This window comes from Sphingomonas sp. Leaf38, from assembly GCF_001421825.1.
Classification (GTDB): Bacteria; Pseudomonadota; Alphaproteobacteria; order Sphingomonadales; family Sphingomonadaceae; genus Sphingomonas.
In genome coordinates this window covers 237,859-248,639 of sequence record NZ_LMLD01000010.1, presented here as the reverse complement: position 1 = coordinate 248,639, position 10,781 = coordinate 237,859, and the positions used below count along the sequence as shown (strand labels likewise).

Here is a 10,781-nt window from a genome sequence, read left to right as displayed (position 1 = left end):
AGATAACGCCGCGCGGCACGTCCGCGGCGATCGCCCGGTCGCGCATGTTCGCGACGAGCAGCGGCCCGACCACGCCCGCGGTCGACCAGCCGGTTAGCAACCGGCCATGGATCGCGCCGACATATTTCGTCCCGAACAGGTCCGCGAGATAGGCCGGCACGGTCGCGAACCCGCCCCCGTACATTGACGCGAGGATACAGAAGACGAGGATGAACAGCCCGAGCGTCGTGCCCGCAAGCGCGGGTGCGGCAAGTCCGTAGAGCAGCGCGCCTGCGACGAGGATGGTCGCGAACAGCGGCTTGCGTCCGATCCGGTCGGACAGCCACGCCCAGAAGAACCGGCCGCCGATGTTGAACAGGCTGATCGCGCCGACAAAGCCTGCGCCGACCGCCGCCGCCGCCTTTTTCTGATCCTCGTCGAACGCGGTGAACAGCACACCGGGCGCGTCGATCAGCCGACCGCCGAACAGCTCCTGCAACATCGGCGATGCGATGCCGATGATCCCGATCGAGGCGGAGACGTTGAAGAACAGCACCAGCCACACCAGCCAGAACTGCGGCGTGCGGTGCGCGTCCGACAGCGCGACGTTGAAGCGGCTGATCGATGCCTTGGCGCTGGTGGGTGCGGTCCAGCCGGCTGGCGCCCAGCCCTCGGCTGGCACGCGGTAGCCGATCGCGCCGGCCATCATGAACACGAAATACACGGCCGCCAGCACCAGAAACGTCTGCCAGACGCCGACGCCGGTCGCGCTGGCGAAATGCTTCATCAGCAGATCGGCGAGCGGTCCGCCGATCATCGCGCCGCCGCCAAAGCCCATGATCGCCATCCCCGTAGCCATGCCGCGCCGGTCGGGAAACCATTTGATCAGCGTGGAGACGGGCGAGATGTAGCCGAGCCCAAGCCCGATCCCGCCGATCACGCCCGATCCGATCCAGACCATCCACAACTGGTGCGTCGACACGCCGATCGCGGCGATGCCCATGCCGCCGCACCAGCAGAAGGCGGCCACGACGCCGGCCTTGCGCGGCCCGGCGCGCTCGAGCCAGCCGCCCCAGATCGCGGCGGCGGCGCCTAGCACCACGAAGAACAGCGTGTACGTCCAGACGAGATCGCTCACGCGCCAGTCGCAGTTGGTCGTGGTCAGGGCGCCGAGCAGCGAGAGGTTGGGGCAGGCGACGGGGTCGGTGATCCCGATCGCGCGCGACAGCGGCAGCCAGAAGACGCTGAAGCCGTACGCCATGCCGATGCACAGATGGATCGCGAGTGCACAGGGCGGCACCAGCCACCGGTTGAACCCCGGTGCGGCAACGGTGCGCGCGCGGCTGAGAAAGCCGTGTCCGCCCGCGCCGCCGACTCCCGTGTCGATCGTATCCGTCATCCAACCCCCCGATTATATTTGGTTATCTTCGGGAGCGTGGCCGATCAGGCGGCTAATGTCACCCGCAGCGTTTCGAAACCGTCTATCGTCGCGCTGACGCTTTGCCCCGGGCGGATCGGGCCGACGCCCGCCGGGGTGCCGGTGAAGATCAGGTCACCCGGCGCCAGCTCGACGAAGGTAGACAGCGTCGCGATGATCTCCGGCACGCTCCAGATCATCATCGACAGGTCGCCCGACTGGCGGGTCTCGCCGTCGATCGCGAGCGCGATGCCGCCGCTGGCTGCGGGCATGCCCGGCGTGATCGCGCCGATCGGGGCGGAGCGATCGAAGCCCTTCGCCATGTCCCATGGCCGGCCGATCGCCTTGGCCGCCGCCTGCAGATCGCGCCGCGTCAGGTCGATGCCGACTGCGGCGCCGAAGATCGTCGCGGCGGCATCAGGCACCGCGATATCCTTGCCGCCTGCGCCCAGTGCGATCACCAGTTCGACCTCGTGATGCAGGTCCTGCGTCTGCGGCGGGAAGGGGAGCGTGCTGCCATTCGCAACGACGGCGTCGGCGGGCTTGGAGAAGAAGAACGGCTCCTGCCGGTCGGGATCGGAGCCCATCTCGCGCGCGTGATCGGCATAGTTCTGGCCGACGCAGAAGATCCGGCGGACGGGAAAGCGGTCGGTCGTACCGGCGACGGCGACGCTCGGCGCGGTGATCGTGGGAATGTGCATGATGGCTCCTTTGCCGGCCTACATCACGTGTCTGGACATGGTTTGCAACGCACGCGGAACGTCCTTCGGCACGATGGGTTGGGCCTGTCTACGCAGTGGAGATAGCGATGCCCAGCACCCAACCCGTCCGGTTCGACCCGTCGGTCGAGACGATCGCGCCCGACGAAGCGGAGACGTTGCAGGGGCTTAAGGCGTCGTTCCAGGAGATATTGGAGACCACGTCGCAGGATTATGGCCACGCCGTCCGCGCGGTTCATGCCAAGGCGCACGGCATCGCGCGCGGGTCGATCACGATATCCGAGGGCCTTCCGCCGCTCCTCGCGCAGGGGGCCTTCGCTAAGCCTGGACGTCACGAGGCGGTGATCCGCATCTCGACCAATGCGGGCGACATCCTCGACGACAGCGTCAGCCTGCCGCGCGGTCTGGCGCTCAAGATTCTCGACGTCGCGGGGGATCGGTTGCCCGGGTCGGAAGGCGACACGACGCAGGACTTCATCATGGTCAATGCGCCGGCCTTTTCCGCGAGCGATCCCAAGGCGTTCGGCAAGAATCTCAAGCTGCTGACCAAGACGACGGATCGGTTCGAGGGCGCGAAGAAGGCAATGTCGGCGACGTTGCGCGTCGTCGAATCCGCGCTGGAAGCGGTCGGGACCCAGTCCGCGACATTGCAGACGCTCGGCGGGGCCAAGCCCGTGCATCCGCTCGGCGAGACCTATTATTCGCAGACCGCATTCCGCTACGGCGACGCGATCGCCAAATTCGCGCTGGTTCCGGTCTCACCCGAGCTGGTCGCGCTGACCGGCACCCTCGTCGATATCACCGCGCGTCCGGACGCACTGCGCGAGGTCGTTCGCGATGCACTGGCCGCGCATGGCGGGACATGGGAGCTGCGTGTCCAGATCAACACCGATCTCGAGGCCATGCCGATCGAGGACGCATCGGTGGTGTGGGACGAAGCGATCAGCCCGTTCACGACGATCGCAAAGCTGGAGATCCCGGCGCAGGCGTCGTGGGAACAGGGCCGCAGCGACCGCACCGACGATGCGCTGGTCTACAGCGTGTGGAACGGAATCGCGGCGCACCAGCCGCTCGGCGGGATCAATCGTGTCCGCAAGGAAACCTATCGGCTCTCGTCCGAGTTTCGCGGCCAGTTCAACGGATGCCCGGTGCACCAGCCAGTGAAGTTGGCCGACCTTGCGTGACGTTGCAGGCAAGGAGGGCTCGTCGTTGAAGCTGTTCCACGTGAGCGACGTGCATTTCGGTGCCGAGGATCCGGCAGCGATCGCCTGGTTTTCCGAGCGGGTCGCAGACGAGAAGCCCGACGCGGTCATCATGACCGGCGACCTGACGATGCGCGCCACCAAGGACGAGTTCCAGCGCGGCGGCGACTGGCTGCGCTCGCTTGGCGTGCCGGTGACGCTGGAGGTCGGCAACCATGACATCCCCTATTACTGGGATCCGTTCCGGCGGTTCTTCGCGCCCTATCAGCGCTACGCGGCGGTCGAGCAGATGATCGAGCGGCCGCTTGAGCTTCCTGGCGTCACGGTCGTGCCCCTGAAGACGACCGCACGTGCGCAGTGGCGCTGGAACTGGTCGAAGGGACGGGTCAGTTCAGGGTCGCTGAAGCGCGCGCTGACGATGATCCAGGACGTACCGAAGGGCAATCTGATCTTCATCGGCGCACATCATCCGCTGATCGAGGGCGGGACGACCGGCACTGCCAAAACGCGCAACGGCGACGAGGCGCTGACCGCGCTGGCGGAGGCCGGTGCGCATGCGGTGCTGTCGGGGCACGTCCATGATCCGTTCGACGTGCCGGTCGAGCGCGAGGGGCAGACGATCCGGATGATCGGCGCGGGAACGCTTTCAAAACGGACTCGCGGCAGTCCGCCGGCGTTCAACGAGATCAGGGTCGATGGCGGACGTTTCGAGACACTGGCGCGGACGTTGTCGGACGAAGCCAAATACTCGATCACGAGTGGAGTATGACGAGCGTCGCGCCTAGTCCGGCGCCTTCCCGGAATTGAACTCGATATCGATCTCGACCCAGCCGCCGAGGATCTGCTTGCCGCCGACGCGCGGCGGGCGGACCCGAAACTGCCACGCGGCCTGGCGCATCGCGCGCGCAAGGCCCGAACCGACCGGCGACTCGCTGAGTGCGCGGCAATTCTCGACCTGGTAATTCTCGATCATCCGGCACGCGATCCGGGCCCAGCTGTTCGGCGGCGGCGGGCTCTTCAGATAGCCGTTGAGCTCGGCATCGGTCGGGCGGCGATACCATTCGACCTTGTACAGCCGCTCGCCACCCGGGCCTTCGCCGGGACCATAGGTCGAACCGCTGTCCTTGCCCTTGCCTGACCCGCTGCCGCCGTCGCCGCCGGCAAGCTGGTCGTTGGGGTGCGACGGCATCTTCGAGATATCGGCAGCGTCGAACATTTCCATCCCGCCGAGCATCTTGATCGGCAGCGGGGGTGGCGCCTTCGGGGGGGCAGGGGGGGCCTGCGCGGCTTCGACGCGGGGGGCAGTGCGTTGCGGCGACCCCCCGCTGGCGCGCTTCTGCTTGGTCGGCGACGGCGTGCGCTTTTCCGGCGTCGGCGTGGGCTGGTCCGGCGCGATCTGGAACGTGACCGGATCGCGCCGCTCCGCCGGCTTGACGACCGACGGAGGCGCCAGCCGCAGCAATAGGAGGATGATCAGGACATGCGCGATCACGGTCAGCACGAACGCGGCGCCGCGCCGTCGCGTGGAACCGCGCGTCTCGATCGACGAAGGATGGTACGCCGACCGCATCGGCAGTCCGCCTAGACCTGCAACGCGTCAACGGCAACGTCCGGAGCCGACGATCTTTTTGCGCTATTCACCAGCGCAGCGGCTGCCGGGTCAGCCGCGCGCGATCAGCAGCGTTGCGATCCGCGCCGCGGCGGCGTCCGCGCCGTTTTCCCGCGAAACCTCCGCGCCGATCCGCGCTGCCTCCGACCTCATGTCCGGGGTCAGGATGGCCGCGACCGCAGCCCGCGCGCGCGCCGTCGTGAACCGGCGCGACGACAGCGTTCGACCGACGCCCATTCTCTCGATTCGGCGCCCATTGTCGTGCTGGTCACCCATGTGCGGCACGACGAGCTGTGGTTTGCCCGCGCGCAGTGCCTGGCCGGTCGAGCCCGCGCCGCCGTGATGGATGATCGCGCATGCTCGCGGAAACAGCAGCGAGTGCGGCGCATAGCGGCAGACATGAACCTGCTCGGTCGATACCGCGTGCGCGTCGGTGCCGGTGAGCAGGACCGCGCGCAGGCCGAGCGCTCGGGCCGCCGCTGCTGCGGTCGTGTAGAAATCGCCTGGCGCAAAGGTGGCGAACGATCCCAGCGTAAACACCAGGGGCGCCGGTCCATCGGCGAGGAAGGCATCGAGCGCTGGATCGAGCATTTCGGGCGCGCCGGTATCGCTGTCGAACACGGCACAGCCGGTGACGTAAGTCGTGGCGGGAAGATCGGGCTGTGGTGGCGCGATACGCGGCGAATAGCAGCAGAGCGTCAGCGCGGTTGCAGCGGGAGTCTCCAGCAGAAGGGCCTGGGTGGATGGCGGCAATCCGTGCGCGGCGCGAACCGCGTTCACGGGTCGCGCGTGACGGTGACGCAGGACGCCGCGCATGACGCGGTACACCGCCCTGTTCCAGGCTCTACCGATCGGGCCAGTCGGGACGTGGGCCATCATCCGGAAATCGGGTGTGCTGGGCGGGGAGTACGCGGAGAAGGTCGCCATCGGCTGGAGCAGCACGTTGACGAGCGGCACGCCTCGCCGCTCCGCGACGATCGGCGCGGCGAACACGAACAGCGATGCGACCAGCGCGACGGCGCCGTCCATCGCCTCGTCCAGCGCGGTCGTACTCCCGGCGAGCCACGGCATCAGTATCCGGTCCATCAGATAGGTCTGATCCGCCATGATCCGCCGCGCCGCCTGGTCGGGCGGCAGGCCAAGCGTCTCGGCCAGCGTATCGAACCCGCCGACGATCGCGACGCCGGTCAATCCCGCCAATTCGACCTTCGCGACGTGATCCGCGGGCACGGCCAGCACGACCGCGAACCCGCGTGCCTTGAGTGCGAGACCGATGGCGATGAAGGGATGCAGGTCGCCGAGCAAGCCGATCGTGGCGAGGACGATCTTCCGCATCGGCGCTTTGGTCCTTTTCGGCCGCGTGAACAGGGGCCGTCATCAGCAGCCTAGAGGCGGTCGGTACTACCCATTCATTGCGGGAACATTTCAGTCACACGGCCACCAGCCTGGGTCTGGCCGGTCGCCCAAACGAAAAAGGCCGCCGCCCGGTGTCCCGGACGGCGGCCTTTTTTCAGTCGGCGTCGAGGTGTCCGACGAAACCGATTACTCGGCTTCGTTCAGATACTCGCCGGCATCCGCATCGGTGCCGGTGCCCGACGTCACGACCTTGGCGAGCGGGTCTTCACCTACGCCACCCTCGTCGCGCGGCGAGCGCGCGAGTTCGGCGGCATGCTCGTCCGCCGCCGACATCGGTGCGACGATCGAGGCTTCGGCCATCTTGCGTTGGGCGACGCGCATCGACGCATCGCGGCTGTTCGCCACGACCCGCAGGCGGTTGAGGCCTGCGCCGGTGCCTGCCGGGATGAGCCGGCCGACGATGACGTTTTCCTTCAGGCCCATCAGCATGTCCTGCTTACCCTGGACAGCCGCTTCGGTGAGGACGCGCGTGGTCTCCTGGAACGATGCCGCCGAGATGAAGCTGCGGGTCTGCAGCGACGCCTTGGTGATACCGAGCAGAATCGGCTTGCCCTGTGCGCGGGCCTGCTTCTTCTCCAGCTTCTCGTTGGTCGCGTCCATTTCCTCGCGATCGACCTGCTCGCCCTTGAGCAGCGTGGTGTCGCCGCCGTCGGTGATCTCGACCTTCTGCAGCATCTGACGAACGATCGTCTCGATGTGCTTGTCGTTGATCTTCACGCCCTGGAGTCGATAGACCTCCTGGATTTCCGACACGAGATACTCGGCGAGAGGCTCGATACCCATCGTCTCGAGGATGTCGTGCGGATCGGGCGAGCCGCCGATCAGGTTGTCGCCGCGCTTGACGTAATCGCCTTCCTGGACGTCGATGACCTTCGACTTCGGCACCAGATACTCGACGACGTCGCCGCCATCCTCGGGCTGGATGCCGATCTTGCGCTTCGCCTTGTAATCCTTGCCGAACACGACGCGGCCCGAGATCTTGGCGATGATCGCCGAGTCCTTGGGAATACGCGCCTCGAACAGCTCGGCGACGCGCGGCAGACCACCGGTGATGTCGCGCGTCTTGGCGCTCTCGCGGCTGACGCGGGCCACGACGTCGCCGCCGAACACCTGTGCGCCATCCTCGACCGACAGGGTCGCACCGATCGCCAGCATGTAGCGGCCGGTCTCGCCCGACGTCTCGTCGAGCAGGGTCATGCGCGGACGCAGATCCTCCTTCGACTTGGTCGCCGCACGATATTCGATCACGACGCGCTGGGCGATGCCCGTGGCTTCATCGGTCTGCTCGGTGAGCGTCTTGCCCTCGATCAGGTCGACATACTTGATCGTGCCCGGGTTCTCCGTGATCACCGGCATGGTGAACGGATCCCACTCGGCCATCCGGTCGCCGCGCGACACGATGTGGCCATCGTCGAACAGCACATATGCGCCGTACGGGATACGATCGACCGAGAGCTCACGGCCGTCCATGTCGACGATCGCGATTTCGCCCGAGCGGCTGAGCACCACGCGACGGCCACGCTGGTCGACGATGATACGCAGATCGCGGAACTGCACCGTACCGTCGGCATGCGCCTCGAGGTTCGACGTCTCGTTGAGCTGCGCTGCACCACCGATGTGGAACGTACGCATCGTCAGCTGCGTGCCGGGTTCACCGATCGACTGCGCGGCGATGACGCCGACAGCTTCACCGATGTTCACCGGCGTACCGCGGGCGAGATCGCGCCCGTAGCACTTGCCGCAGACACCGATCTTGGACTCGCAGACCAGCGGGCTGCGGATCTTGCACGACTGCGTACCGAGGCCCTCGATCGTCGTGATCATCGGCTCGTCGAGCAGCGTGCCCGACGGGATGATGACCTTGCCGGTCTTCGGATCGACGATGTCCTCCGCGGTCGTACGACCGAGGATGCGCTCGCCGAGCGATGCAATGGTGGAACCACCCTGAAGAATGGCCTTCATCTCCAGAGCGCGGGTCGTGCCGCAATCGGGTTCGATGATGACGCAATCCTGCGACACGTCGACCAGACGACGCGTGAGGTACCCCGAGTTCGCCGTCTTCAACGCCGTATCCGCGAGGCCCTTGCGAGCGCCGTGGGTCGAGTTGAAGTATTCAAGGACGGTCAGGCCTTCCTTGAAGTTCGAGATGATCGGCGTCTCGATAATTTCGCCCGACGGCTTGGCCATCAGGCCGCGCATACCGGCGAGCTGCTTGATCTGCGCCTGCGAACCGCGGGCACCAGAGTGGGCCATCATGTAGATCGAGTTGATCGGCTTTTCACGGCCGGTGTCCTCGTCGATCTTCACCGAGCGGATCTCGTCCATCATGGCGTTCGCGACCTGATCGCCGCAACGGCTCCAGGCGTCGATCACCTTGTTGTACTTCTCCTGCTGCGTGATCAGACCGTCCTGATACTGCTGCTCGAAGTCCTTCACGAGCGCCTTGGTGTCGTCGACCAGACCAACCTTGGCGTCCGGAATGATCATGTCGTCCTTGCCGAACGAGATGCCGGCGCGGAATGCGTGGCGGAAGCCGAGCGACATGATCGCGTCGGCGAACAGCACGGTCTCCTTCTGGCCGGTGTGACGATAGACCTCGTCGATCACGTCGCCCACGTCCTTCTTCGTGAGCAGGCGGTTGACGGTGTCGAACGGCACCTTGTGGCTGTGCGGCAGGCACTCGCCCAGCAGCATGCGGCCCGGGGTCGTCTCGTACCGCTTGAGGTACTGCTTGCCCTTCTCGTCGGTCTGCGGAACGCGGCTGATGACCTTGGTGTGCAGCGTGACCGCCTGCGCGTTCAGCGCCTGATGCACTTCGGCCATGTCGCCGAGCAGCATCCCCTGGCCCGGCTCGTTCTCCTTCATCATCGACAGATAATAGAGACCGAGGACCATGTCCTGCGACGGAACGATGATCGGCTTGCCGTTGGCGGGCGACAGGATGTTGTTCGTCGACATCATCAGGACGCGCGCTTCGAGCTGGGCCTCGAGGCTCAGCGGAACGTGCACGGCCATCTGATCGCCGTCGAAATCGGCGTTGAACGCGGAGCAGACCAGCGGGTGAAGCTGGATCGCCTTGCCCTCGATCAGTACCGGCTCGAACGCCTGGATGCCAAGACGGTGAAGCGTCGGCGCACGGTTCAGCATGACCGGATGCTCGCGGATCACCTCGTCCAGGATATCCCAGACTTCCTTGCGCTCCTTCTCGACCCACTTCTTCGCCTGCTTCAGGGTCATCGACAGACCCTTGGCATCGAGGCGTGCGTAGATGAACGGCTTGAACAGCTCGAGCGCCATCTTCTTCGGCAGGCCGCACTGGTGCAGCTTGAGTTCCGGCCCGGTCACGATGACCGAACGACCCGAATAGTCGACGCGCTTGCCCAGAAGATTCTGGCGGAAGCGGCCCTGCTTGCCCTTGAGCATGTCGGACAGCGACTTGAGCGGACGCTTGTTCGCGCCCGTGATCGTGCGACCGCGGCGACCATTGTCGAACAATGCGTCGACGGCCTCCTGCAGCATGCGCTTCTCGTTGCGGACGATGATGTCCGGCGCACGGAGCTCCATCAGGCGCTTGAGACGATTGTTGCGGTTGATCACGCGGCGATACAGATCGTTCAGATCCGACGTCGCGAAACGACCACCGTCCAGCGGCACCAGCGGGCGCAGCTCGGGCGGGATGACCGGAACGACCTCGAGGATCATCCACTCGGGGCGGTTGCCCGAATCGATGAAGCTCTCGACGACCTTCAGCCGCTTGATGATCTTCTTGGGCTTCAGCTCGGACTTGGTGACCGCGAGCTCCTCGAGCAGCGTAGTGCGCTCACCCTCGAGATCAAGCGACTCGAGCATGATGCGGACCGCTTCGGCACCGATACCGGCCGAGAACGCGTCCTCGCCATACTGGTCCTGCGCGTCGAGGAGTTCGTCCTCGGTCATCAGCTGGTACTTCTCGAGCGGGGTCAGGCCCGGCTCGATGACGATGTACGCCTCGAAGTACAGCACGCGCTCGAGCTGCTTGAGCTGCATGTCGAGCAGCAGGCCGATGCGCGACGGCAGCGACTTCAGGAACCAGATGTGCGCGACCGGGGCGGCGAGTTCGATATGGCCCATCCGCTCGCGGCGGACCTTCGAGACGGTAACCTCGACGCCGCACTTCTCGCAGACGATGCCCTTGTACTTCATGCGCTTGTACTTGCCGCACAGGCACTCGTAATCCTTGATCGGACCGAAGATGCGCGCGCAGAACAGGCCGTCACGCTCGGGCTTGAACGTGCGATAGTTGATGGTCTCGGGCTTCTTGATCTCGCCGAACGACCACGAACGGATCTTGTCCGGGGACGCGATGCCGATCTGGATCTGGTCGAACGTCTCGGTCTTGGCGACCGGATTGGCGAAGGGGGTCATCTCGTTCATTTTATTCTCCATTCCCCTTCCGCGTC

The 10,781-nt window shown here is 65.8% G+C and carries 7 protein-coding genes; 2 read left to right on the top strand and 5 right to left on the bottom strand.

The window, feature by feature from the left end:
- A partial coding sequence (locus ASE88_RS06705) for an OFA family MFS transporter (protein ID WP_082466339.1) occupies window positions 1-1,378 on the bottom strand: 1,378 nt, incomplete at its 3' end.
- Window positions 1,379-1,422: 44 nt separating this feature from the next.
- A complete protein-coding gene (locus tag ASE88_RS06700; RefSeq protein WP_056476882.1) occupies window positions 1,423-2,097 on the bottom strand; it encodes a fumarylacetoacetate hydrolase family protein in 675 nt (224 codons plus the stop codon).
- Between the two features lie 107 nt (window positions 2,098-2,204).
- Here ASE88_RS06700 and ASE88_RS06695 point away from each other — a divergent pair, with 107 nt between their 5' ends.
- On the top strand, window positions 2,205-3,299 hold the full coding sequence (locus ASE88_RS06695) for a catalase family protein (RefSeq protein WP_156356966.1): 1,095 nt from the start codon (window positions 2,205-2,207) through the stop codon (window positions 3,297-3,299).
- Between the two features lie 25 nt (window positions 3,300-3,324).
- Window positions 3,325-4,086 (top strand): metallophosphoesterase family protein, encoded by a 762-nt coding sequence (locus tag ASE88_RS06690; RefSeq protein ID WP_056477173.1) that lies wholly within the window; start codon window positions 3,325-3,327, stop codon window positions 4,084-4,086.
- A 12-nt stretch (window positions 4,087-4,098) separates the two neighbouring features.
- On the opposite strand, the gene ASE88_RS06685 is transcribed toward ASE88_RS06690, so the two are convergent.
- The 3 genes from ASE88_RS06685 to rpoC form a co-directional block, all read right to left on the bottom strand.
- A complete protein-coding gene (locus ASE88_RS06685; protein ID WP_056476879.1) occupies window positions 4,099-4,887 on the bottom strand; it encodes a hypothetical protein in 789 nt (262 codons plus the stop codon).
- 90 nt (window positions 4,888-4,977) lie between these two features.
- A complete protein-coding gene (locus tag ASE88_RS06680) occupies window positions 4,978-6,261 on the bottom strand; it encodes a glycosyltransferase (RefSeq protein ID WP_056476876.1) in 1,284 nt (427 codons plus the stop codon).
- 207 nt (window positions 6,262-6,468) lie between these two features.
- Window positions 6,469-10,755 (bottom strand): DNA-directed RNA polymerase subunit beta', encoded by a 4,287-nt coding sequence (rpoC, locus tag ASE88_RS06675; protein ID WP_055879295.1) that lies wholly within the window; start codon window positions 10,753-10,755, stop codon window positions 6,469-6,471.
- Between the last annotated feature and the right edge of the window lie 26 nt (window positions 10,756-10,781).

What these genes read in the sequence shown, in the direction of transcription:
- ASE88_RS06680 (WP_056476876.1), bottom strand. Translation starts at nt 6,261, where the DNA reads ATGCGGAAGATCGTCCTCGCCACGATCGGCTTGCTCGGCGACCTGCAT.
- ASE88_RS06700 (WP_056476882.1), bottom strand. Translation starts at nt 2,097, where the DNA reads ATGCACATTCCCACGATCACCGCGCCGAGCGTCGCCGTCGCCGGTACG.
- ASE88_RS06695 (WP_156356966.1), top strand. Translation starts at nt 2,205, where the DNA reads ATGCCCAGCACCCAACCCGTCCGGTTCGACCCGTCGGTCGAGACGATC.
- rpoC (WP_055879295.1), bottom strand. Translation starts at nt 10,755, where the DNA reads ATGAACGAGATGACCCCCTTCGCCAATCCGGTCGCCAAGACCGAGACG.
- ASE88_RS06685 (WP_056476879.1), bottom strand. Translation starts at nt 4,887, where the DNA reads ATGCGGTCGGCGTACCATCCTTCGTCGATCGAGACGCGCGGTTCCACG.